The following is a 23,493-nucleotide window of genomic DNA, read 5'->3' as shown; positions in this document are numbered from 1 at the left end:
TAGCGCGGATAGCGCGGATAGGGTGGGTGAGGGCAGCACGATGACTCACCGACAGGTCAGCTACACATTACCAAATGTCATGACTTTTATCCAATTTGGCAATTTTCAAAGACGTCACGAGCTTACATACTGCCTCCCATCATCCACCCGGCCCAACCATGAGGCCTTCCACAGGATCTTGTATGCAGGAGACACCATTGCCCGCCATCACCGTGCGTGATGCCGTCTTCGACCTCATGCGTCGACTCGACATGAGCGCCGTCTTCGCCAATCCCGGCTCAACCGAATTGCCGATGTTCCGCGACTTTCCTGCCGACTTCCGCTACGTCCTCGGCTTGCAGGAAGCCGTGGTGGTCGGCATGGCCGACGGCTACGCCCAGGCCAGTGGCAAGGCCGCCATGGTCAACCTGCATTCGGCGGCCGGGGTCGGCAATGCCATGGGCAATATCTTCACCGCATTTCGCAACCGTACCCCGCTGATCATCACCGCCGGCCAGCAGGCACGCTCCATCCTGCCTTTGGACCCGTTCCTGGCGGCCTCGCAGGCAACCGAACTGGCCAAGCCCTACGTCAAGTGGAGCATCGAACCGGCGCGCGCGGCCGACGTTCCCCGTGCGCTGGCGCGGGCCTATCACATCGCCATGCAGGAGCCGCGTGGCCCGGTCTTCGTCTCCATTCCCGTGGATGACTGGGAGCAACCGGCCGAGCTGCTCGCGGCCACCGAAGTCACTACCTGCAGCCGGCCCGAGGCGGGTGCCATCGCAGCGCTGGCCGCCGCGCTGGGCAGTAGCCGGCGCCCGGCCATGGTGGTCGGTGCGGAACTGGACCGCGCCGGGGCCTGGGATGAGGCCATCCGTCTGGCCGAGTCCTGTCACGCACGGGTGTTCGTCGCACCGATGTCCTCGCGCTGCAGCTTCCCCGAAGACCATAGTCTGTTTGCCGGTTTCCTGCCGGCCATGCGCGAGAAGATCGTGCAGCTGCTGGAGGGCCACGATCTGGTCTTCGTGGCAGGGGCGCCGGCTTTCACCTATCACGTCGAAGGCAGCGGCCCGTATCTGCCGCCTGGGGCGACGCTGTACCAGCTCATCGATGATCCGATGACCGCTTCCTGGACCCCGCAAGGCAGCGCCATCGTCGGCAATATCCGTCTGGGCCTGCAAGACCTGCTGACGCAGATGGCGCAGCAGCCACCGGCGACCCGCCTGCAGCCGGCCCGGCGTGAGCCGCGCACGCGCGCCGCTCCAGAGACGCCGATGTCCGCCGCCTTTGCGATGCAGACCCTGGCCGACGTGCGCGCTGCGGAGGATATCGTGGTCGAGGAAGCTCCCGGTTCGCGGCCGACCATGCAAGCCTACTTGCCCTTCACCCGCCCCGGCAGCTTCTACACCATGGCCAGCGGTGGTTTGGGCTATGGGATGCCGGCGGCAGTGGGTGTGGCGCTGGCACGGCCGCACCAGCGCGTGATCGGGCTCATCGGCGATGGCTCGGCGATGTACTCGCCGCAAGCCATCTACAGCGCGGTACAACTGGGCCTACCAATTACCTTCGTGATCATCAACAATGGCCGCTACGCCGCGCTGCAGGACTTCGCACCGGCCTTCGGCTTCGGCGCCGACGATGTGGTCCAGGGCACCGACCTGCCTGGACTGGATTTCGTCGCGTTGGCCCAGTCCATGGGATGCCAGGGCGTGCGCGTGAGCGATCCTGCCGAACTGGCCGGCGCGCTGCAAGCGGCCTTGTCTGCCAACGCACCGCGCCTGGTGGAAGTGCTGGTGCGATGAGCTTTCTGCCTTGCTGCGCCAAGATGGCGCTGAACCAAACATCGTGAACTGACCCCCGAGATAAAGACAACAGGAGGAGACCATGCAGGAAGTCAACATGCTCATCAACGGCCAGCGCTGTTTCGCCGCCGATGCTGCCTACTTCGAGCGGCGCAATCCGCTTGACCACAGCGTGGCCTCTCGCGCACCAGCGGCCACCGTGGCCGACGCCCGCGCGGCGGTGCAGGCAGCGGCCGACGCCTTTCCCGACTGGGCAGCCATGGGCCCGGGCGAGCGCCGCAGCTTGCTCACCCGCGCGGCCGATGCGTTGCAGGCCCGCGCCGAGGCGTTTGCAGACGCCATGGCCGCCGAAACCGGGGCCTCGCACCACTGGGCTGCCTTCAACGTGCATCTGGCCGCCGACGGCTTGCGCGAAGCCGCGGCCATGACGACCCAGATTGCCGGTGAGATCATCCCCTCGGACGTCCCCGGCAACCTTGCCATGGGTCTGCGCCAGGCCGCTGGCGTGGTGCTGGGCATCGCTCCCTGGAACGCGCCGGTGATCCTGGGCGTACGATCGATCGCCTTGCCGCTGGCCTGCGGCAACACCGTCGTCTTCAAGGGCTCCGAAATCTGTCCGGCCACGCATGGCCTCATCATCGAAGCCATCCAGGATGCCGGCCTGCCGGCGGGCGTGGTCAACTTCATTACCAATGCACCGCAAGACGCCGGGCAAATTGTGGACGCCATCATCGCCAACCCGGCGGTGCGACGGGTCAATTTCACCGGGTCGACGCGCGTGGGCCGTATCATCGCCGAGCAATGCGCCAGGCACCTCAAGCCCGCCGTGCTGGAACTGGGCGGCAAGGCGCCTTTCATCGTCCTGCACGATGCCGACATCGAGGCGGCCGTACAGGCAGCAGCCTTTGGTGCCTTCGCCAATTCGGGGCAGATCTGCATGTCCACCGAGCGCATCATCGTCGACGAGCGCGTCGCCGATGACTTCGTCGTGCGTCTGGCCGCCAAGGCGCGCAGCCTGCCGCTGGGCGATCCGCGCCAGGGGCCGGTGGTATTGGGTTCGGTGGTGGATCTGGCCACCGTGCAGCGCTGCAACGCCCTCATTGAGGATGCCTTGGCCAAGGGCGCGACGCTGGTCTGCGGCGGCAAGGCCGAGAGCACGCTGATGCCGGCGACCCTGCTGGACCACGTAACGGCGCAGATGAATATCTACCACGAAGAGTCCTTCGGACCGGTCAAGCCCATCGTGCGGGTCAAGGATGATGAGGCCGCCATCGCCTGTGCCAACGACAACGAATATGGCTTGTCGGCAGCGCTGTTCAGCCGCGATGTCGCCCGCGCCCTGAGCCTTGCGCGCCGCATCGAGTCGGGCATCTGCCACATCAATGGCGCCACCGTCCACGACGAGGCACAGATGCCCTTCGGCGGCGTCAAGTCGAGTGGCTTCGGCCATTTCGGCGGCAAGGCCGGCATCGCCGAATTCACCGACCTGCGCTGGGTCACGGTGCAAACCACGCCACGTCATTACCCGTTCTGAGCCGGACGGCATCAGGCACGCACAGATCCGGCCTGACCGAACACCACAACAATAATCGCAACAGCGGGCCGATCCGCATCGGACCCGCGCGATATCAACGAGGAGACCGCCATGACTATGACATCCTGGCATTTGCCGCACGACTGCGCGCCCGCGCGCATCGCTTCACCCACCCCCGCGATCACCGTTGGCAACACCCGGGAGCGCGCATGAGCACCTACACCGTAGAACAAGCCAAGACCGTCGATATCGGACGCGTGCTGGATGAGGGTGCATTTACCGGCTTCCAGAAGCTGGTGGTGTGCCTGGCGGCGCTGTCGATCGTCATGGACGGCTTCGATGGGCAACTGATCGGTTTCGCCATCCCCAGCCTGATCAAGGAATGGGGGATCACGCGCAACGCCTTCGCCCCGGCGGTCGCGGCCGGCCTGGTGGGCATGGGCATCGGCAGCGCCTTCGCCGGCCTGTTCGCGGATCGTTTCGGGCGTCGCCTGGCCATCATCGGCAGTGTCTTCGTCTTCGGCCTGGCCACCAGCCTCATCTCGCTCTCGCCGGACATCACCACCATTGCCATCCTGCGCTTCTTCGCCGGCCTGGGCATCGGCGGGGCCTTGCCGACCTCGACCACCATGACGGCCGAATTCAGCCCGGCCCGCAGACGCACGCTGGCAGTCACGGCCACCATCGTCTGCGTTCCGCTGGGCGGCATGCTGGCGGGCTTGTTCGCCAACCTGGTGTTGCCGCACTACGGCTGGCGCGGGCTGTTCCTGCTGGGCGGTCTGCTGCCGGTCGCATTTTCGGTGCTGCTGTGGTTCGTCATCCCGGAGTCGCCGCGTTACCTGGCGCGCCAGCCGCATCGCTGGGATGAGCTGCGACGCCTGCTGCTGCGCATGTCGCGCGCGGTGGCAGCCGACATCCGCTTCAGCGATGTGCGTGAACAGACCACCCACCCGCGCGCGGGATTTGGCGCGCTGTTTGCCCCCGGGCTGGCACGCGACACCATGGCGCTGTGGATCGCCTTCTTCATGAACCTGCTGGCTGTCTACAGTGCATTCAGCTGGCTTCCCACGATGCTGGCCGGAGAGGGACTGAGTCCCTCGGTGGCCGGCAACGGCCTGACGGCCTACAACGTCGGTGGCGTCCTCGGGGCATTGCTGTGCGCGCTGATCATCGGCCGCTTCGGCTCACGGGTGCCGATGTTGCTGTGCTGCCTGGCCGCCGCGGCGACTGCATTGCTGCTGCGCAGCCTGGACGTGGCCAACCAGACCACGCTGCTGGTGGTGGGAATAGGCTTGCACGGGCTCTTCGTCAATGCCGTCCAATGCACGATGTACGCGCTGTGCGCCTATATCTATCCGACCCAGGTGCGCGCCACCGGCACTGCCGCAGCACTGGCCTTCGGTCGGCTGGGCGCCATCCTGAGCGCCTTTGCCGGCGCCATCGTGATCACCCAGGGCGGTGCCTCAGGTTATCTGGCGATGTTGGCAGGGGCGATGCTGTTCGTCTTTGTCGCGTTGCTGTCGGTACGCAAGCATATTCCCCGCGCTACGGTAGCCCCTGCGCATCTGAAGAAGGAACATTAAGCATGAACATTGCCATCGTCGGCGCTGGCGCCATGGGAGGCCTGTTTGGTGCGCGTCTCGCACTGAGTGGACAGCAGGTCAGTTTCATCGAAGTCACCCCCGCTACGATCGCTGCGATCAGCAGTAACGGCCTGTCCCTGAGCGATGACAAGGGCGTGCATACGGTGAGGGTGCCGGTCGGGACGGCCGACACCTTCTCCGAACCGTTTGATCTGATCGTCTTTTTTACCAAGGGCTTCCATACCCGCGGCGCCGCCCATGCCCTGGGGCATCTGGTGGGGCCGGAAACCTGGGCGCTATCGGTGCAAAATGGCCTGGGGAATGCGGAAATCATTGCCGAAGTGATTCCGCGCGAACGCATCATCGTCGGCATGACCAACTTGCCCGCCGACCTCAGGTCTGCCGGGGTGGTGCACAGCCATGGCGATGGTCAGGTCAGGATCTGGACGCTGTCGGGGCAGCACCGCCCGGAGGTGAGCCAGATTGCCGAGATCTTCAGCCTCGCCGGCCTCCATTGCAGCGCCGACCCGCAGGTGCAACAAGCCATCTGGGAGAAGATCGCTTTCAATGCAGCGTTGAATTCGGTCTCTGCCGTCAGCGGCTGCAATGTGGGTACGGTCGGATCGAGCGGTGAAGGCCGCAGCCTGGCATTGCGCATCGCCACCGAAACGGTGGCCGTGGCCCATGCACTGCAGATTCCGGTCAGTCTGCCTCAGGTAGAGCAGGCGATAGATCATGCGTTCAGGATGCACACAAACCACAAGCCATCGATGCTGCAGGATATCGAAGCCGGACGGCAGACCGAAATCGACTTCATCAATGGCGCCGTGATCAGGCACGGCGTCGAGCAGGGGGTGCCGACGCCGACCGTGACGGCGCTGTATCAGTTGGTCAAAATGATGGAGGCCAATGCCAGGTTGAAGAAAAGTGGTGGTCCCATCTGAGTGGTCTTGCCCCAAGGTTGGCAAGAAAGATGATGACGGCGGAAACCGTCGCTCTCGCGGACTCCCGAACCTTGGCAAGGTGGCCAAAAGTTTGAAGCCTCAGATGCAGGTATAGCCACCGTCGGCCTGGATGACGGCGCCAGTGATGAGGCTGGCCGCCTCCGAGGCCAGAAACGCCACCACTGCCGCGACTTCGTCCGGGCGCCCCATGCGCTGCTGGGGTGTGAGATCCATCCAGCGCGCGATCAAGGCCTTTTCCTTTTCCAGATCCCGCAGCAGCGGTGTGGCGATATAGGTCGGCGCCACTGCATTGACCCTGATCCCGCGCGTGGCCCACTCCACCGCCAGCGAGCGCGTCAGGTGGTGGACCGCCGCCTTGGAGGCGTTGTAGTGGCACTGCGGCTGCGGCACGTTGACGATCATCCCCGACATGGAGCCGATGTTGATGATGCTGCCCCTGCCACGTTCCAGCATGCGCCGGCCAAAGGCTCGGCAGGTCTTGAAGACGCCGCCCAGGTTGACCGCCAGCACGCGGTCCCATTCGTCATCTTCCATTTCCTCGGCCGGCGTGTTGCTGACCACGCCGGCATTGCAGACCAGGATGTCCAGCGGTGGAATCCTCGCGGCCAGGGTATTCAAGGCCCTGCTGTCGGTCACATCCAGCGCGAAAGCCTGGCCCGGCCGCGCCAGTCCGGCGGCGATGGCGGTCGCACGATTCCCGTCAAGGTCGGTGCAGACCACCGTGGCCCCTTGCTCGGCCAGTGCTGTCGCGCAGGCGGCGCCGATGCCTTGCCCGGCGCCGGTCACCAGGGCCAGTTTGCCAGTGAGGTCCTGGGGTGAGCGTGTGTTCATGTTTGTGTCTCCTTGAAATCATAAATGATAGTAATGCTACATAAATCAGGCCTATCTTTTGACGGGCGGAATCTTTTTGGGCGTTTATCGTTAAATATATAGAAAAAATTCGACGCTTCTAAGTTGTCCACGGTGCATTTATCTAGTTATACTAGATTTTCCGTCGTTCGAGGAGGTGCATCATGCAGGATGTGTTGGCCCGGCTGTCGGGCAAGCTGTTTATCGCAGGCCAGTTCGTCGAGGGGCAGGGCTCGCGGCTGCAGGTGCGCAATCCCGCCCGCAACACGCCCATCGGCGACATTGCCGTGGCCACCTCTGCCGAGATCGATTCTGCCGTCGCAGAGGCCGAGCTTGCCTGGCGCCCCTGGTCGCGCCAGCCGGCACGGGTCCGCGCCGATGCCTTGCACAGGCTGGGCAGCCTGATCCTCGATGACGCGTCCGCCATGGCCCAGGTGATGACGGCAGAACAGGGCAAGCCTCTCGGCGAGGCCCTGGGTGAGATCAAAAAGCTGGCTGAAGCCTGCCACTTCTATGCCGAAGAAGCCCTGCGGGTGCATGGCGAGATCATTCCCAATGACCAGCCCGGTTACCAGAGCCTGGTGATGCGCGAAGCCATCGGCGTGGTGGCGGCCATCACCCCCTGGAACTATCCGGCCGAACTGGTCGGCTGGAAGCTGTGCGCCGGCGTGGCCGCAGGCTGCGCGGTGATCGTCAAGCCCTCCGAATTCACTCCCTTCACGGCACTGTATATCGCCGAGAAAGCCCTGCAGGCGGGCATTCCGGCCGGTATCGTGACCGTGCTGACCGGCGATGGTGCCAGCGTCGGGCTGGCGCTGGTGCAACACCCGTCTGTCTCCAAGATCGCCTTTACCGGATCGAGCCAGACCGGCTTGCGCATCCAGCAATCCTGCCCCTCGATCAAGCGCCTGTCGCTGGAACTGGGCGGCAATTGCCCCATGCTGGTGACCCGCCACGCCGATCTGGCACAAGCGGTACGGGGCGCCGTGCGGCGTTCCTTCCGCAACATGGGTCAGATCTGCATCGCCATCAATCGCATCTATGTCGAGCGCACCGTCTATGCGGACTTCCTGGAACAGTTCGCCACGGCCACGCGCGCGCTGGTCATCGGCGACGGGCTGTTGCATCCGCAGGCGGACGTAGGATCAATGGCGCAGCTTGCGCCCCTGCAGAAGACCCGGGTGCACCTGCAGGATGCGCTGGAGCAGGGCGCCAGGCTGGTGGCTGGCGGCACTGCCCCGGATGGCGAGCAGTTCGCGCAGGGCTTCTTCTTCCAGCCCACCATTGTGGCCGACTGCACCCACGCCATGCTGGTCATGCGCGAAGAGACCTTCGGCCCGCTGGTCGGCGTGGCGCCCTTCGATACGCTGGATGAGGCCATCGCGCTGGCCAACGACACGCCCTATGGCCTGGCCGCCTACGCCTATACCCAGAACCTGCAGGAAATCCATCGCTGCGCGGCTGAGCTGGACGTCGGCAATGTGGCCATCAACCATGTCGACGCCGGCATCATGAATGCGCCCTACGGTGGGCGCAAGCAGAGCGGGGTCGGCGTGGAGCACGGGCGCGAGGGCTTGCTGGAGTATTTCCAGTTCAAGCACGTGCGTCTGCATCACGGCGTGGGAGTCTGATCATGACGGCCTGCCTGTTGGGCATAGACCTCGGCACCTCCGCCTGCAAGGCCTTGCTGCTCGCGACCGATGCACGCATCCTCGCCAGCGCCAGCGTCGGCTATCCGGTGTCGCAACCGCGCGAGCGCTGGGTCGAGCAGGAGCCGGCCCACTGGATAGCAGCGGCGCGCCAGGCCGTGGCCCAGGTGCTGCAGGCAGCGGGATCGGTCGAGGTGCTGTGCATCGGCCTGTCGGGCCAGATGCATGGCCTGACCGCGCTGGATCAACACTACCGGCCGCTGCGTCCGGCCATCCTGTGGAACGACCAGCGCAACCAGGCCGAGGCTGACCGGATCACGCAGGCGGCCGGTGGCTTGCCGTCCTTGCTGGCCCACACCGGCAACCGCATGCTGGTCGGCTATACCGGAGGCAAGCTGCTATGGATGCAGCGGCACGAGCCGCAATGGTATGAACAGCTGCGGGTCGCCCTCAATCCCAAGGATTATCTGCGTTACGTGCTCACCGGAGAGATCGCCACCGAGGTCTCCGACGCATCCGGCACGGGCCTGTTCGACGTACGGCGCAGGCAGTGGGCGACCGAGCTGATCGCCTTGGCCGGACTGGACTCCGCCCATTTGCCTGCCTGTTTCGAATCGCAGGTCGTCAGCGGCCATGTGCACGCACAGGCAGCCGCCATGTTTGGCATTGCAGCGGGGATTCCGGTCATCGGGGGCGGCGGCGACAGCGTGATCCAGTCGCTGGGTGCCGGCGTGGTGGCGCCCGGCACGATGCAGACCACCATCGGCACCGCCGGCATCGTCGCCGCTGCGCTGGATCAACCCCTGTCCTCGCCGGATGGACGGATACAGGTCTTCTGCAACGTCGCTGCCCAGCGCTGGCATGCCATGGGCGTGTCACTCAATGCGGGCGGGGCGCTGGCCTGGTTCCGCAATGTGCTGTGTGCCGGCGCGGGCGAGCCACCATCCTTCGAGGCCATCGCTGCGGCCGCCGGGCGTAGCGTTCCCGGGGCACATGGCTTGCTGTTCCTGCCTTACCTCAACGGTGAGCGCTGCCCCCATCCCGATCCATCAGCCCGTGCCGCCTTCATCGGCCTCCATGCCCGCCATGATCACGCCGACCTCTCGCGCAGCGTACTGGAGGGCGTGGTGCATTCCCTGTGCGACATGCAGGACCTGATGCGCAGCATGGGCGTCTCCTCTGCCGAAGTCAGCACCTCCGGCGGCGGCGCGCGCTCGGCAGTATGGCGGCAGATCCAGGCCGACATGCTGGGTTGCGACGTCCTCACGCGCCAGGGCGCGGCCGAAGGAGCCGCCCTGGGCGCAGCACTGCTGGCCGGCGTCAGCATGCAGGTATGGCCGGACATCGACCACGCCGCCAGCCTGCTGCCGGAGCTTACCCGCGAGCGCCCCGACGTCACCCGGCGCGGGCGCTATGAGCAGGCCCGCGCCATCTATCAGCAACTCTATCCGCTGCTCACCGGCAGCTTCGCCCGCCTGGGCGCATTGGCAGAGCTCGGGGAGGCGCCATGAACCAGCACGCACACGCCAGCTACGAGGCCCTCATCTTCGACCTCGACGGCACACTCATCGACAGTGCGCCCGACATCGCCGCCGCCGTCAATGCCTATCTGGCCGAACAAGGCCATGCCGCGCTGGAGGTGGCGCAGGTCGAACGCTTCATCGGCAATGGTCCGCGCCGCCTGATCGAGGACATCCTCGTTGAACAGGGTGTCGCGCTTGGCACGGCCGAACTGGATGCCGCCGTGGCGTGCTACATCGCTCACTACCGCCGCAATCCGGCCAGTCATACGCGCTTCTTTCCCCATGTGCGCGAAGACCTGGCCAAGCTGCGGGCGGCCGGCATCCGTCTGGGCATCTGCACCAACAAGCCGCATGCGCTGACGCGGCAAATCCTCGATCTGCTGGAGCTGTCGCCGCTGGTGGAAGTGGCGTTGGGCGCCGATGCCGTACCGGCCTGCAAGCCCGATCCCGGCCATCTGCTGGCGGTGGCCGAACAGATGGCGCTGGCCGAGGGCGCCTGGGCCTACGTCGGCGATACCACGGTCGACCAGGCCACGGCCGCTGCGGCCGGCGTGCCGTTCTTCGTGGTGTCCTGGGGGGGCGGCAGCGATGTCAGGGTTGGTCAGGAGCAAAGACTGCATCGCCTGGAGGACCTGCTGTCTTATAGAATCGCCCCCTGTGAAAAACCGACAATAAAAGCCGACAATAAAGGACAGTCATGAGCAATAGCCTGCTACAGCAGATACTGCGCGAGCAAGAGGAAATGAAGACCGCCGAATTGCGCATCGCGCGTTTCGTCAGCCAGGCGCCGGGCGAGGTGATCCACATGACCATGGCCGCGCTGGCCGAGCGTTGTGCCGTCAGCGACCCGACCATCGTGCGCTTCTGCCGCCGCTTCGGCTTCAACGGCTATCAGGACTTCAAGTTGGGACTGGCGCAAAGCCTGGTGCCGACGGCGCCCTTCGTCTACGAGCAGATCACCAGGCACGATGATATCGGCAACATCGTGCGCAAGACCTGCCGCAATTCCCTGTCCGCCATCCAGCGCGCGCTGGACGATCTGGTCCCGCGCCAGATCGAAGAGGCAGCGGCCCTGCTGCAGTCGGCCAACTGGATCGGCATCTATGCCAGCGGCATTTCCGAGATCACCGCGCTGGATGCCGAACACAAGTTCCAGCGCCTGGGCCTGCGTTGCTCGGCGGTGATGGAAGAAAAGAAGCAATGGATGCACGCCGAGCGCTCGCGCCCCAACGAAGTGGCGCTGATCTTCTCGCAATCGGGGCATACCAAGCGCATGGTGGAACTGGCCATGGCGGCCCGTACCGGCGGCGCCCGGGTGGTGTCGGTGACCGCAGCCAACAGCCCGCTGGCAGCGGTCACGGATGCCCTCATTGCCGTCTTGCCCTATGACCAGACCGAATTCATGACGCCGCTGGCTTCGCGTCTGAATCACCACCTGGTGGTCAACATGCTGGTGACCGCCATTGCCGTGGCCAGCAACAGCGAATTCCCCGATCAGTTGCCGGCGCTCGATTCCTGGATGACGGACAAGATCTAGCGCTTTGCCCAACCTCATCCGGGCCCGTGTTTTTCAAGAGGAGACATCCATGCAGTTGAACCAGAACGAAGCAAAGAAACTGGCCGGTCGCCGCGCCATCGAGGAATTTGTACGCAATGGCATGCGCCTGGGACTGGGCTCGGGAACCACGTCGCACTTCTTCGTGCGGGAACTGGCCAAGCACATCGCCGATGGCCTCGACGTCACCTGCACCGCCACCTCGCGCTCCACCATCGACGTCGCCCGCGAAGTCGGCATTACCATCATGGACCCCAATGAAATCGGCCAGCTCGACCTGACCATCGACGGTCCGGATGAAATCGACCGCGACTTCCAGATGATCAAGGGCGGCGGCGCCTGCCTGCTATGGGAAAAGATCATCGCCCATGCCTCCACCCGAATGATCACCATCTGCGACGAGAGCAAGATCGTCGACCGGCTGGGCGCTTTCCCGCTGCCGGTGGAGGTGGTGCAATTCGCCTGGAAGCAGACCGAACGCATGATCGCCAGGCTGTTGCAAGGGCAGGGCGTCGAGGCGCGTATCGTCCGTCGTACCCGGGACGAGCGGCCGGTGGTGACCGATAGCGGCAATTTCATCCTGGACTGCCATTGCCATAGCCTCGCCAATGCCCCGCTGCTGGAGACCGAACTCAACCGCATCCCCGGCGTGGTCGAGAACGGCCTGTTCACCCGTGAAGCCGCCGGCATGGTGGTGGGCTGCTTCGATGGCACTTCCCATGTTCACTTGCGTGCAGAAATCTAGTAAAACTCCATCCATCTGGCACAAGCATTCTTTTGCCTAGCCTTATGTTTTTTCTTGCTGTGTTTTTCCCCGAGGATGGCCCCTGATGTAAGCAGAAGCGTTTCACTGATAGTCGGCATGGCCTCGCTTGCATCATTTTTATAGCAAAACTATATAAATTTTTGGAGGTAGACATGAAGCACAATCACCAATCCACCCGCCGCCAGATCATCCTGGGCAGCCTGGCACTGGGGGCCATGGCCACCACGCGCTGGGCGTCGGCGCAGCAGAAACTGCTGATCCCGTTCAGCAACAAGAGCCTGGACTATTACTTCTTCGTGATCGAGGAGGCGGCCGTGAAGCGCGCCGTCGAAGCCAACCAGGGCAGCTTCCAGGCCACCAACGCCAGCTTCGACAACACCCGCCAGCTGGAGCAATGGCAATCGCTGATGCTCTCCCGGCCGGCGGCGCTGGTGTCGGACCCGATCGACAGCCAGGCCATCGTCAGCGCGCTGCGCCGCTATAACCAGCAGAAGATCCCGGTGGCCATCATCGATACCCCGGCCGAAAGCGGCAACGTCGCCATCACCGTCAGTTTCGACAACCGCCTGGGCGGCGTCATGGCTGCCAGGGAAATCATCAACCGCCTGATCAAGAAGCACGGCAGCCCCAAGGGCAAGGTCCTCAACTGCTACGGCGCGCTGGCCAGCGTGGCCTGGCGCCAGCGCAAGGAGGGCATGGATGCCGAGTTCGCCAAGTATCCCGGCATCACCTACATTGCCCGACCCACCGAAGGCAAGCTGGACCAGATGCTGTCCGTCACCCTGGCCACGCTGTCCGAACATCCTGACCTGGACGCCGTGCACGCGCCCAGCGATTCGCCGGCACGCGGCATCGCCACCGCCCTGCAGCAGAAGAACCGCTGGAAGAAGGTTGATGAAAAGGACCACGTCATCTTCGTCACCATCGATGGCGAGCCGGTGGCGCTGCGCTGGATACAGGATGGCTACATGGACGCCTGCGTTTCGCAGGACCCGATCGCCTATGGCGAGGTGGCGGTGGAAATGCTGGTCAAGTATTCCATCCCCGGCAAGGAAGTCCCCATCGGGCCATACGAGAACAAGAAATACTTCTGGGAGAAGGGCCAGATCGTCAAGGGCCAGACCGGTCCCACGCTGATCATTCCACCCTTCGTGATCGACCGCAGCAATGCCGCCGACCAGCGGCACTGGGGTTACGTGGCCGAGAAGGTCTGGGGCATCGCCTATACGTGATGACCTGATGGCCAGAAGGCCTGCCGGCCGATGCGCCAATAGCGGCCAATAGCGGATCACCACTCGCCAAGGAGGCGCCATGACGACCCAAGCAGCCCCCCGTGCATCGGCACAGGCCCACCCGGACCTGGCCCTGCGCGTGGAAAACATCAGCAAGCGCTATGGCGCCTTCCATGCACTGCGTTCCATCAACCTGGGCATCCGCCGTGGCAGCATCCACGGCCTGCTCGGCGAAAACGGTGCCGGCAAGAGCACGCTGGTGGGCATCATCTCCGGCCAGCGCGCTCCCAGCGAAGGCCGCATTTTCCTGAACGGCGAGGAAATCCAGGGCGCCGACGTCAAGCGCATGGAAGCCGCCGGCGTCTTCCTGGTACCGCAGGAACCGATGATCATCGAGCACATGTCGGTGATGGAAAACCTGATGCTGGGCATCTGGCCGGCCTCACGCGGCTTCATCGCCTGGCGCCGCATGCGCGAGAACGCCACGCGCATGCTGGCCGGCACCGGTATCGAGGCCGACCGCCTGGCCGGTAGCCTGGATGCCGTCGCCCGTCGCAAGCTCAATATCCTGCGGGCCATGTTCTCCGGCGGCAGCGTCATCATCCTCGATGAGCCGACGGCCTCACTCACGGTGCCGGACCGTCTGCAGTTGTTCGACTTCATGCGCCAGCTGCGCGCATCCGGCGTGACCTTTCTCTTCATTTCCCACTTCAACGATGAAATCCTCGACATCTGCGACGCCGTCACCGTACTGCGCGACGGCGAACTGGTGGCCAACTGCGAGGACGTGGGCAGCCTGAATTCTTCCCGGCTTTCCGAGTTTGTCCTCGGGCGCGAACTGGACCTGTTCCAGCGCGATCGCAGTCTATCCCCCAAGGGCGAGGAAGGCATCCGCCTGAGCGGCGTGCGGGGAGAGCGATTGGACGTGGCGCAGCTGGACATCCGCGCCGGCGAGATCGTCGGTTTCACCGGCTTGCCAGGGGAGGGGGCCAAGGAGCTGGCGCGCAGCCTGTTCGGCCTGGCAGCGCTGCAGGCCGGGCAGATCATCTTTGCGCGCGAGGCGACGGCCCGCGTGCCGCAGACGCCCGACCAGGCCTTCGCCATGGGCATCGCCTATCTTTCCGACGACCGCCGTCGCGACGGTGTGGTGGGGCATCTCTCGATCCGCGAAAACATCGCGCTGTCTTCACTGCGCCAGCGCATCCGGCGCGGCCTGGTGGATCGTGGACAGGAGCAGCAGGTCTGTTCCTCCTACTTCACCCGCATGGGCATCAAGGCCGGTAGCGCAGACGAGGCCGTCAATACCCTCAGTGGCGGCAACCAGCAAAAGGTCTGCCTGGGCCGCGTGCTGGCGACCATGCCGCGCCTGCTGATCCTGGACGAGCCGACCCGTGGCATCGACGTGGGCGTCAAGCAGGACGTCCTGCGCATCCTCGATCAGCTGAGCCGGGCCGGCGTGAGCGTGATCATCGTCTCCACCGATGTCGACGAACTGGCCCGTGCCGCGGACCGCGTCTGCATCTTCCAGCGCGGGCGTATCGCCCATGTGGTCGAGGGCGACGACATCAGTACCGACAGGCTGCGCCAGCTTTCGCAATGAGCGCCGCCTGGAACAGACCATGACAAAAGGAGACACCCGCATGACAAGCGCAACAGAAATCGGCGCCACACCCGGCGCCCCGCAGTCCGCCAGCGGACAACCTGGCCCACAAGGCAGGCCACAGGGCAGTTCATCACACCGGCCCCGCCAGGTACTGGGCTGGGTACTGCGCAATGTGGTCTGGATCTGGCTGGTGGCCCTGGTGCTGGGCTTCGGCCTGTTCAGCCAGTTCTTCCTCAGCGTGATGAACCTGCAGAACATCCTGGTGCAGGCCACCGTGCTGGGCCTGCTGGCGCTGGCAGTGGCCCTGCCGTTACTGGTGGGCGAGATCGACCTGTCGCTGCCGGCCAACCTGGGCTTTTCCTCGGCCATCGGCGCCTGGCTGTATGCCAGCGTCGGCGGGCCGTGGTGGATCACCATGCTGGCCGGCGTGGCGGTGGCCACCCTGATCGGCTGGTTCAACGGCCTGTGCATCACCCGACTGCGCATGGTCTCGCTGATCCAGACGCTGTCCATGATGATCGTGCTGCAGGGTGCCTTGCTGGCGCTGACCCAGGGCAAGACCATCACCAACCTCGACGATGGCTACATCTGGATCGGATCGGCCACCCTGGGTGGCTGGCCGATCATGCCGGTGATCTTCGTGCTGGCCTTGCTGGCGATGTCGGTGCTGCTGCGCCGCACCGTACTGGGCCGCTCCATCTACGCCGTGGGCGGCAATGCGCTGGCTTCGCATGCGGCCGGCATCCGGGTGCACCGGATCAAGATCATCTGCTACGCACTGGCCGGTTTCCTGGCGGGGGTTGCCGGTTATCTGCTGGCATCCTGGCAGATCGCCATCACCTCCAACCAGGGCGCGAGCTATCTGCTGTATGCGATCGCCGCCCCCATCATCGGCGGGGTGAGCGTATTCGGCGGGCGTGGCAGCGTACTGGGCATCCTCGGTGGCGTGCTGTTGCTGACGGTGATCCAGGTCGGCCTGGCCATCACCAACGTGCCCTCGTTCTATGTCGGCATGATTGGCGGGGTGATGATCTTCATCGCCGTTGCCATCGATGCCATCCGCGTGCGCTTCTTCGTCCAGTGAGCCCGACGATGGAAGCCTTGATCAGCAGTCTGCAGGACATCGTGGGCCCGTCCCACGTGCTGACCACCGCCTCCGCCAAGCGCCGCTATTGCCGGGGCTATCGCTATGGCCAGGGCGACGCGGCTGCGGTGGTGCGCCCCGGCAGCCTGCGCCAGATGTGGCAGGTGCTGCAGGCCTGTCACCAGGCCGATACCATCGTCATCTGCCAGGCGGCCAACACCGGGCTGACGGGCGGCTCCAGCCCGGCCGAAGCGGGCTATGACCGGCCCGTGATCGTGCTCAACACCTTGCGCCTGCGTCGGCTGGAACTGCTGGCACAGGGACAGCAGGTGCTGACCCAGCCCGGCGTCACGCTGGACCAGCTGGAACGGACCCTGAAACCGCTCGGGCGCGAGCCGCATTCGGTGATCGGATCCAGCTGCATGGGCGCCTCCGTCACCGGCGGCATCTGCAACAACTCCGGTGGCTCGCTGATACGCCGTGGTCCGGCCTACACCCAGTTGTCGCTGTATGCGCAGGTGGATAGCGACGGTGAACTGCGTCTGGTCAATCATCTGGGGCTGGAATTGGGAGAGACACCGGAAGAAATCCTCGACTGCCTGGATCGGGGCCAGTTGCCCAATACCGATGCAGGTGGCGCTAGTGCTGATGCCGACTGCGACTGCGGCGGCCGCCATGCGTCCGATCATGAGTATGCCCAGCATGTGCGCGATGTCGACGCCGCCACGCCAGCCCGCTACAACGCCGACCCGCGCCGCCTCTATGAGGCCTCAGGCTCGGCCGGCCACGTGGTGGTATTCGCCCTGCGGCTGGACACCTTTGCGGCCGATGCCTCGTCCACCGTGTTCTACATCGGCAGCAACGACGCCGCCGAGCTGGAAGACATCCGGCGCGGGCTGCTGCAGCAGTCGCCGCATCTGCCGATTGCCGGCGAATACATGCACCGCTCCGCCTTCGAGGCCAGCGAGCGCTATGGCAAGGACCTGTTCCTCTTCATCCATCATTTCGGCACGGAACGTCTGATGCAGGCCTTCGCCATGAAGAGCCGGGTCGACGCCTGGCTGGAGCGGCTGGGCCTGCGCCCCGGCTGCAGTGATCGCCTGCTGCAGCGGCTCTCCGGCTGGTTGCCGCGACATTTGCCGGCGCGATTGACGCAATATCGGGATCGCTACCAGCACCACCTGCTGTTGAAGATGAGTGAAGACGGCGCGGCCTTCGCGCGGGGCTTGCTGCAGGCGCGCATGCCGTCGGTGACGGGGGATTTCTTCGAATGCGATGCCGCTGAGGGCAGGGCGGCCTTCCTCAACCGCTTCGTGGTGGGCGCTGCCATCGTGCGCTATCGCGCCGTCCATGCGCAGGAAGTGGAAGACATCGTGGCGCTGGATATCGCGCTACCGCGCAATACCCGCGACTGGTTCGAGCAATTGCCGCCCGCGATCGCCGGGAAGATCCGCTTCACCATGTATTGCGGCCACTTCTTTTGCCACGTGATGCACCAGGAATACCTGGTCCGGAAGGGGGAAGACTGCGAGCAGGTCAAATCAGCCATCCTGGCCCTGCTCGACGCCAAGGGCGCCAAGTACCCGGCCGAACATAACGTCGGCCATCAATACCGGGCCGAACCCGCACTGGAAGACTTCTATCGCAGGCTCGACCCGACCAACAGCTTCAACCCCGGTATCGGCAAGACCTCGCGGCTGAAGCACTGGCGTTAGGCGGGGGGTTGCGGGGTCAGAAAACGTCCCCCGGCACCCGCACCCAACCTTCCATCAGCACCCGGGCACTGCGGCTCATGATGGCCTTGGTGACCACCCACTGGCCGTCTTCCAGCCTGGCCTCGGCACCCACGCGCAAGGTGCCGGAGGGGTGGCCGAAGCGCACGCTGGTGCGTTCGCCACCACCGGCGGCCAGGTTGACCAAGGTCCCGGGAATGGCCGCGGCCGTGCCAATGGCTACCGCTGCGGTCCCCATCATGGCGTGGTGCAGCTTACCCATGGACATGGCGCGCACCAGGACGTCGGTATCCTGCACGCCCACCGTCTTGCCGCTGGAGGAAACATATTCCTTGGGCTTGGCCACGAAGGCCACCTTGGGGGTGTGCTGGCGGGTGGCGGCTTCTTCTACCTTGGTGATCAAGCCCATGCGGATGGCACCGTGGGCGCGGATGGTCTCGAAACGCGCCAGCGCGGCCGGGTCGCTGTTGATGGCGTCCTGCAGCTCTGTGCCGGTGTAGCCGATCTCTTCCGCATTGAGGAAGATGGTCGGAATGCCGGCATTGATCATGGTGGCCTGGAAACTGCCCACGCCGGGCACGTCCAGCGTATCGACGACGTTCCCGGTGGGGAACATGGCACCGCCGGCGCCTTCTTCTTCAGCCGCCGGGTCCATGAATTCCAGCTGCACTTCGGCGGCGGGGAAGGTCACACCATCGAGTTCGAAATCACCCGTCTCCTGCACCTGGCCGCCCCGGATCGGGACATGCGCCACGATGGTCTTGCCGATATTGGCTTGCCAGATGGTGATCACGGCCACGCCATCCTGCGGCAGCTTGGAGGGATCGACCAGGCCGGCGGCAATGGCAAACGGCCCGACGGCCGCCGACAGGTTGCCGCAATTGCCGCTCCAGTCCACGAAATCCTTGTCGATGGAGACCTGGCCGAACAGGTAGTCGACGTCATGGCCGGGACGGCTGCTGTGCGAGATGATGACCGTCTTGCTGGTGCTGGAGGTGGCACCGCCCATGCCGTCGATCTGCTTGCCATACGGGTCGGGGCTGCCGATGACGCGCTGGAGCAGCTTGTCACGGGCGCGACCCGGTACGCGGGCGGCTTCGGGCAGGTCGTCCAGCTTGAAGAAGACGCCCTTGCTGGTGCCGCCACGCAGGTAGGTGGCGGGGATACGGATCTGGGGGACTTGGCTCATGCTTGTTCCTTTGCGTTCTGGCCGGCACTGGCGGAGGCTTCCAGGAAGTCCTGGGCGAAGCGTTGCAGCACGCCGCCGGCTTCATAGATCGAGACTTCTTCGGCGGTATCGAGACGGCAGGTCACCGGCACTTCGACGCGTTCGCCGTTCTTGCGATGGATGACCAGGGTCAGGTCCGCGCGCGGGCGGCGCTGGCCGATGACGTCATAGGTTTCGGTACCGTCGATGGCATAGGTGTTGCGATTCTCGCCGGCCTTGAACTCCAGCGGCAGCACGCCCATGCCGATCAGGTTGGTACGGTGGATACGTTCGAAGCCCTCGGCCACGATGGCTTCCACACCGGCCAGACGCACGCCCTTGGCGGCCCAGTCACGCGAGGAACCCTGACCATAGTCGGCGCCGGCGATGATGATCAGCGGCTGCTTGCGTTCCATGTAGGCTTCGATGGTTTCCCACATGCGCATGACTTTGCCTTCCGGCTCCAGGCGCGCCAGAGAACCTTGTTGCACGCTGCCATCGGCTTTCTTCACCATCTCGTTGAACAGCTTGGGATTGGCGAAGGTGGCGCGCTGCGCGGTCAGGTGGTCGCCGCGGTGGGTGGCGTAGGAATTGAAGTCTTCTTCCGGCAGGCCCATTTTGGCGAGGTATTCGCCGGCGGCGCTGTCGAGCAGGATGGCGTTGGAGGGCGACAGGTGGTCGGTGGTGATGTTGTCACCCAGCACGGCCAGCGGGCGCATGCCCGAGAGCGTGCGCTCGCCGGCCAGCGCGCCTTCCCAGTAGGGCGGACGGCGGATGTAGGTGCTCTGCGCGCGCCAGTGGTACAGCGGGCTGACCGACTGGCTGCGATCCACGCGGGCCGAAAACATCGGCGTGTAGACATTGCGGAACTGCTGTGGCTTGACGGCGCTGGCGACCACGGCGTCGATCTCCTCGTCGCTGGGCCAGATGTCCTTGAGACGGATCTCGCGGCCGTCAGCCGACTTGCCCAGCACATCCTGCTCGATGTCGAAGCGGATGGTGCCGGCAATCGCATAGGCCACCACCAGCGGCGGCGAGGCCAGGAATGCCTGTTTGGCATAGGGGTGGATGCGGCCGTCGAAGTTGCGGTTGCCGGACAGCACGGCAGTGCTATAGAGGTCGCGGTCGATGATTTCCTGCTGGATTTTGGGATCGAGCGCACCGGACATGCCGTTGCAGGTGGTGCAGGCGAAGGCCACGATGCCAAAGCCCAGTTTCTCCAGGTCGGCAGTCAGGCCGGCTTCGTCCAGGTACAGTTCGACCGCCTTGGAGCCAGGCGCCAGCGAGCTCTTGACCCAGGGCTTGCGTTCCAGCCCCAGTCGATTGGCGTTACGCGCCAGCAGCGCCGCCGCGATCACGTTGCGCGGGTTGCTGGTGTTGGTGCAGCTGGTGATGGCGGCGATGATGACGGCGCCGTCGGGCATCTTGCCCGGTTCGTTCTCGACCTTGCCGGCGATGCCTTGAGCTGCCAGCTCGGAGACCGGCAGGCGCTTGTGCGGATTGCTGGGGCCGGCCAGGGTGCGCACCACGGTCGAGAGGTCGAAGTGCAGCACGCGCTCGTACTCGGCCTTGGCCAGGGTGTCGGACCACAGGCCGGCTTCCTTGGCATAGGTTTCCACCAGCTTGACCTGCTCGTCTTCACGACCGGTCAGCTTGAGATAGTCGATGGTCTGCTGGTCGATGGAAAACATGGCGGCAGTGGCGCCATATTCCGGGGCCATGTTGGAGATGGTGGCGCGGTCGCCCAGGGTCAGGCTGGCAGCGCCATCGCCATAGAATTCCAGATAGGCGCCCACCACCTTCTGCTTGCGCAGGAACTCGGTCAGCGAGAGCACGATGTCCGTGGCGGTAATGCCGCGCTGGCGACGACCGGTCAGCTCCACACCGATGATGTCGGGCAGGCGCATCCAGGAGGCGCGGCCCAGCATGACGTTCTCGGCTTCCAGGCCGCCCACGCCGATGGCGATGACGCCCAGCGCATCTACGTGCGGGGTGTGGCTGTCGGTGCCGACCAGGGTGTCGGGGAAGGCTACGCCGTCCTTGGCGTGGATCACCGGCGACATCTTCTCCAGATTGATCTGGTGCATGATGCCGTTGCCGGGCGGGATCACGTCCACATTCTCGAAGGCCAGCTTGGTCCAGTCGATGAAGTGGAAACGGTCTTCATTGCGGCGATCCTCGATGGCACGGTTCTTCTCGAAGGCCTGCGGGTCGTCGCCGCCACATTCCACCGCCAGCGAATGGTCCACGATCAGTTGCACCGGCACCACCGGGTTGACCTTGGCCGGATCGCCACCCATGTCGGCAATCGCATCGCGCAGGCCGGCTAGATCCACCAGCGCGGTCTGGCCCAGGATGTCATGGCACACCACGCGGGCCGGGAACCAGGGGAAGTCCAGTTCGCGCTTGCGCTCGATGAGCTGACGCAGCGAATCGGAGAGGGTGGCGGGGTCGCAGCGGCGCACCAGGTTCTCGGCCAGCACGCGGGAAGTGTAGGGCAGTCCCTCCCAGGCGCCGGCGCGGATGGCCTCCACCGCAGCGCGGGCGTCGAAGTAATCCAGGCGGGTGCCGGGCAGTGGCTTGCGGTATTGGGTATTCATGGCAGTTGGCTCGTGTCTCGTTGATGGAATTGGAATGATTGTGGGTTGGGCTGTTTCGTGGCGATGACTGCGCTCAGGCCTGATCGCGCCTGCTGTTCGCGCTGCCGCTCTCCCTCTGCGCGATCTGTTGTTCGATGTTGCGACGGGAGGCGCCGATGTGGCGCCGCATGAGCAGGTCGGCCAGTTCGCCGTCGCCGTCGGCCAGGGCATCGAGAATGCGGTGGTGTTCGGCAAAGGCCTGGCGCGGGCGGTTGGGGGCGGCGGAATACTGGATGCGGTACATGCGGGCCAGCTGGTACAGCTCGCCGCAGAGGATGCGGGTCAGGATCTGGTTACCGCTGGCCTGGATGATCTTGTAATGGAAGTCGTAGTCGCCTTCCTGCTGGTAATAGCCGCGCCCGGCCTGGAAGGCTTCATCCTTCTCGTGGGTTTCCAGCACCCGGCGCAGTTCGTCCAGTTCTGCGCGGCTCATGCGTTGGGCGGCCAGGCGGCAGGCCATGCCTTCCAGGGATTCGCGGATCTGGAACAGTTCCACCAGCCCCTCCAGCGTCAGCGAGACCACCCGGGCCCCCACATGCGGAACCCGGACCAGCAGGTTCTGGCCTTCCAGCCGGTGGATGGCTTCGCGTAATGGTCCGCGGCTGATGCCATAGGTGCGGGCCAGTTCGGGTTCGGAAATCTTGCTGCCGGGCGCGATTTCGCCCTGCACGATGGCGCTCTGGATCTTGCGGAAAACGTGTTCGGACAGTGTTTCTCCTTCACGTTCGGCACTGGGCAACGCAATCAGCTCGCTCATCTCATTTTTACCGTGTCGACAATCCAAGGGATTTGATGCGGTTAATCATAGCACTTTGATTAAAAAAGGGAAGAAGTGTCGACACCATAACAATTTAAGCACTAGGCAGTTAAAAAATAGCATGAGGAAATTTTCGTTACAGGTGAGAAAATTCACCCGCCGCTTGGGAATACATGAAATGTCCTTCGAAATTTTTTCAAATTTTTTCCCTATATGCGGGAATCGTTCACCTAGAGTGAGAATTTAACCTTATATTTCCGTCATGGACTCTCCACAAACCTCTACCATTGTTGACCGCGTACTCCACGTCCTCGCCGGCGTGGCTCGTGCCGGCAAGCCCGTGAGCGCCAAGCAGATTGCTGCGATGGTGCAACAGCCGGTCAGTACCGTCTATCGCCACCTGGCCTCGCTGAAGAAGTGGGGATTGCTGCAGGAGCATATGAACTCGGGCACCTTCGAGCCTGGTCCGACCGGCGTGCAACTGGCCTGGGGCTTCGACCAGAATTCCAACCTGATCAGCCAGAGCCGGGAAGAGATCATCTCCCTGGTCCAGCGCAGCGGTGAGAGCGTGGGCCTGCTGGTGCCGATCAATGGCCAGATGGTGTGCATCGCCATGGAAGAAAGCGACCAGCCGCTGCGCTGTTCCTTCACCAAGGGCCGGGCGCATCCGCTGCTCAAGGGCGCTTCGGCCAAGAGCCTGCTGGCCTTCATGCCGCGCAAGCTGCAACAGAAACTGGTGGCCGACCAGCTCGTGGACAAGCCGGAAGAGGTCGCCGCGCTGGAAGCCCAGCTCGATGAAATCCGTCGCCGCGGCTACTGCATCAGCGAGAGCGAAGTCGACCTGGGCGTGTGGGGTGTCTCCGTTCCCATCATGACCTCCAATGGCCGTCTGGAAGGCACCATCACCCTGATGGCACCGGCGCTGCGCGTGGGCAATCGCGAGCAGGAACTGGTGCGCATGACGGTGGAAGCGGCACAGCGCATCTGTAATCGTTTTTGAACCTGCCCGGTCGCGCCGTCCTAGGGGCGTGAC

The 23,493-nt window shown here is 64.5% G+C and carries 18 protein-coding genes; 14 read left to right on the top strand and 4 right to left on the bottom strand.

Annotated features, from left to right (window positions below; all coding sequences use genetic code 11):
• Positions 1-182: 182 nt before the first annotated feature.
• From mdlC to ACEOAC_RS13815, 4 genes are all read left to right on the top strand, one after another.
• The gene (mdlC, locus tag ACEOAC_RS13830) at positions 183-1,781 is read left to right on the top strand and encodes a benzoylformate decarboxylase (RefSeq protein WP_413628404.1); all 1,599 of its coding nucleotides are present in this window, start codon (positions 183-185) and stop codon (positions 1,779-1,781) included.
• 82 nt (positions 1,782-1,863) lie between these two features.
• The gene (locus ACEOAC_RS13825; protein WP_413628403.1) at positions 1,864-3,315 is read left to right on the top strand and encodes an aldehyde dehydrogenase; all 1,452 of its coding nucleotides are present in this window, start codon (positions 1,864-1,866) and stop codon (positions 3,313-3,315) included.
• Positions 3,316-3,524: 209 nt separating this feature from the next.
• Complete coding sequence (locus ACEOAC_RS13820; RefSeq protein ID WP_413628402.1) at positions 3,525-4,898, top strand: MFS transporter; 1,374 nt, start codon at positions 3,525-3,527, stop codon at positions 4,896-4,898.
• Between the two features lie 2 nt (positions 4,899-4,900).
• Positions 4,901-5,842 (top strand): ketopantoate reductase family protein, encoded by a 942-nt coding sequence (locus tag ACEOAC_RS13815; RefSeq protein ID WP_413445306.1) that lies wholly within the window; start codon positions 4,901-4,903, stop codon positions 5,840-5,842.
• Positions 5,843-5,941: 99 nt separating this feature from the next.
• Here the strand turns inward: ACEOAC_RS13815 and ACEOAC_RS13810 are convergent, their stop codons facing one another.
• The gene (locus tag ACEOAC_RS13810) at positions 5,942-6,694 is read right to left on the bottom strand and encodes an SDR family NAD(P)-dependent oxidoreductase (protein ID WP_413628401.1); all 753 of its coding nucleotides are present in this window, start codon (positions 6,692-6,694) and stop codon (positions 5,942-5,944) included.
• A gap of 182 nt (positions 6,695-6,876) precedes the next feature.
• Between ACEOAC_RS13810 and ACEOAC_RS13805 the strand changes: the two genes are divergently transcribed.
• The 9 genes from ACEOAC_RS13805 (at position 6,877) to dld (ending at position 17,839) form a co-directional block, all read left to right on the top strand.
• Entirely contained in the window at positions 6,877-8,343 is a 1,467-nt protein-coding gene (locus ACEOAC_RS13805; RefSeq protein WP_413445308.1) for an aldehyde dehydrogenase family protein, read from the top strand.
• Between the two features lie 2 nt (positions 8,344-8,345).
• Positions 8,346-9,872, top strand: coding sequence for a xylulokinase (gene xylB / locus ACEOAC_RS13800; RefSeq protein ID WP_413628400.1), 1,527 nt, complete (start codon positions 8,346-8,348; stop codon positions 9,870-9,872).
• Entirely contained in the window at positions 9,869-10,585 is a 717-nt protein-coding gene (gph, locus tag ACEOAC_RS13795; RefSeq protein WP_413444228.1) for a phosphoglycolate phosphatase, read from the top strand. The genes xylB and gph overlap by 4 nt, the downstream gene beginning before the upstream one ends.
• Entirely contained in the window at positions 10,582-11,421 is an 840-nt protein-coding gene (locus tag ACEOAC_RS13790; protein WP_006464864.1) for a MurR/RpiR family transcriptional regulator, read from the top strand. The genes gph and ACEOAC_RS13790 overlap by 4 nt, the downstream gene beginning before the upstream one ends.
• A gap of 49 nt (positions 11,422-11,470) precedes the next feature.
• Complete coding sequence (rpiA, locus tag ACEOAC_RS13785; RefSeq protein ID WP_413444227.1) at positions 11,471-12,184, top strand: ribose-5-phosphate isomerase RpiA; 714 nt, start codon at positions 11,471-11,473, stop codon at positions 12,182-12,184.
• 173 nt (positions 12,185-12,357) lie between these two features.
• Positions 12,358-13,437 (top strand): sugar ABC transporter substrate-binding protein, encoded by a 1,080-nt coding sequence (locus ACEOAC_RS13780; protein WP_413444226.1) that lies wholly within the window; start codon positions 12,358-12,360, stop codon positions 13,435-13,437.
• Between the two features lie 79 nt (positions 13,438-13,516).
• Positions 13,517-15,037 (top strand): sugar ABC transporter ATP-binding protein, encoded by a 1,521-nt coding sequence (locus ACEOAC_RS13775; protein ID WP_413444225.1) that lies wholly within the window; start codon positions 13,517-13,519, stop codon positions 15,035-15,037.
• A gap of 40 nt (positions 15,038-15,077) precedes the next feature.
• Positions 15,078-16,124 (top strand): ABC transporter permease, encoded by a 1,047-nt coding sequence (locus tag ACEOAC_RS13770; RefSeq protein WP_006464860.1) that lies wholly within the window; start codon positions 15,078-15,080, stop codon positions 16,122-16,124.
• Between the two features lie 8 nt (positions 16,125-16,132).
• The gene (gene dld, locus ACEOAC_RS13765; RefSeq protein ID WP_413444224.1) at positions 16,133-17,839 is read left to right on the top strand and encodes a D-lactate dehydrogenase; all 1,707 of its coding nucleotides are present in this window, start codon (positions 16,133-16,135) and stop codon (positions 17,837-17,839) included.
• 16 nt (positions 17,840-17,855) lie between these two features.
• Here the strand turns inward: dld and prpF are convergent, their stop codons facing one another.
• The 3 genes from prpF to ACEOAC_RS13750 form a co-directional block, all read right to left on the bottom strand.
• A complete protein-coding gene (prpF, locus tag ACEOAC_RS13760) occupies positions 17,856-19,046 on the bottom strand; it encodes a 2-methylaconitate cis-trans isomerase PrpF (protein ID WP_413444223.1) in 1,191 nt (396 codons plus the stop codon).
• Complete coding sequence (acnD, locus tag ACEOAC_RS13755; protein ID WP_413444222.1) at positions 19,043-21,664, bottom strand: Fe/S-dependent 2-methylisocitrate dehydratase AcnD; 2,622 nt, start codon at positions 21,662-21,664, stop codon at positions 19,043-19,045. Before acnD ends, prpF begins: the two co-directional genes overlap by 4 nt.
• 73 nt (positions 21,665-21,737) lie before the next feature.
• A complete protein-coding gene (locus ACEOAC_RS13750; RefSeq protein ID WP_006464854.1) occupies positions 21,738-22,460 on the bottom strand; it encodes a GntR family transcriptional regulator in 723 nt (240 codons plus the stop codon).
• A 262-nt stretch (positions 22,461-22,722) separates the two neighbouring features.
• Between ACEOAC_RS13750 and ACEOAC_RS13745 the strand changes: the two genes are divergently transcribed.
• Positions 22,723-23,460 (top strand): IclR family transcriptional regulator, encoded by a 738-nt coding sequence (locus ACEOAC_RS13745; protein ID WP_039876652.1) that lies wholly within the window; start codon positions 22,723-22,725, stop codon positions 23,458-23,460.
• The last annotated feature ends 33 nt before the right edge of the window (positions 23,461-23,493 follow it).

The organism is Herbaspirillum frisingense (genome assembly GCF_047325095.1).
Taxonomy (GTDB): domain Bacteria; phylum Pseudomonadota; class Gammaproteobacteria; order Burkholderiales; family Burkholderiaceae_D; genus Herbaspirillum; species Herbaspirillum frisingense.
This window is presented reverse-complemented; position numbering and strand designations above follow the sequence as displayed.

Coding starts and splice junctions, on each gene's coding strand:
- mdlC (WP_413628404.1), top strand. CDS start 183: ATGCAGGAGACACCATTGCCCGCCATCACCGTGCGTGATGCCGTCTTC.
- ACEOAC_RS13825 (WP_413628403.1), top strand. CDS start 1,864: ATGCAGGAAGTCAACATGCTCATCAACGGCCAGCGCTGTTTCGCCGCC.
- ACEOAC_RS13820 (WP_413628402.1), top strand. CDS start 3,525: ATGAGCACCTACACCGTAGAACAAGCCAAGACCGTCGATATCGGACGC.
- ACEOAC_RS13815 (WP_413445306.1), top strand. CDS start 4,901: ATGAACATTGCCATCGTCGGCGCTGGCGCCATGGGAGGCCTGTTTGGT.
- ACEOAC_RS13810 (WP_413628401.1), bottom strand. CDS start 6,694: ATGAACACACGCTCACCCCAGGACCTCACTGGCAAACTGGCCCTGGTG.
- ACEOAC_RS13805 (WP_413445308.1), top strand. CDS start 6,877: ATGCAGGATGTGTTGGCCCGGCTGTCGGGCAAGCTGTTTATCGCAGGC.
- xylB (WP_413628400.1), top strand. CDS start 8,346: ATGACGGCCTGCCTGTTGGGCATAGACCTCGGCACCTCCGCCTGCAAG.
- gph (WP_413444228.1), top strand. CDS start 9,869: ATGAACCAGCACGCACACGCCAGCTACGAGGCCCTCATCTTCGACCTC.
- ACEOAC_RS13790 (WP_006464864.1), top strand. CDS start 10,582: ATGAGCAATAGCCTGCTACAGCAGATACTGCGCGAGCAAGAGGAAATG.
- rpiA (WP_413444227.1), top strand. CDS start 11,471: ATGCAGTTGAACCAGAACGAAGCAAAGAAACTGGCCGGTCGCCGCGCC.
- ACEOAC_RS13780 (WP_413444226.1), top strand. CDS start 12,358: ATGAAGCACAATCACCAATCCACCCGCCGCCAGATCATCCTGGGCAGC.
- ACEOAC_RS13775 (WP_413444225.1), top strand. CDS start 13,517: ATGACGACCCAAGCAGCCCCCCGTGCATCGGCACAGGCCCACCCGGAC.
- ACEOAC_RS13770 (WP_006464860.1), top strand. CDS start 15,078: ATGACAAGCGCAACAGAAATCGGCGCCACACCCGGCGCCCCGCAGTCC.
- dld (WP_413444224.1), top strand. CDS start 16,133: ATGGAAGCCTTGATCAGCAGTCTGCAGGACATCGTGGGCCCGTCCCAC.
- prpF (WP_413444223.1), bottom strand. CDS start 19,046: ATGAGCCAAGTCCCCCAGATCCGTATCCCCGCCACCTACCTGCGTGGC.
- acnD (WP_413444222.1), bottom strand. CDS start 21,664: ATGAATACCCAATACCGCAAGCCACTGCCCGGCACCCGCCTGGATTAC.
- ACEOAC_RS13750 (WP_006464854.1), bottom strand. CDS start 22,460: ATGAGCGAGCTGATTGCGTTGCCCAGTGCCGAACGTGAAGGAGAAACA.
- ACEOAC_RS13745 (WP_039876652.1), top strand. CDS start 22,723: ATGGACTCTCCACAAACCTCTACCATTGTTGACCGCGTACTCCACGTC.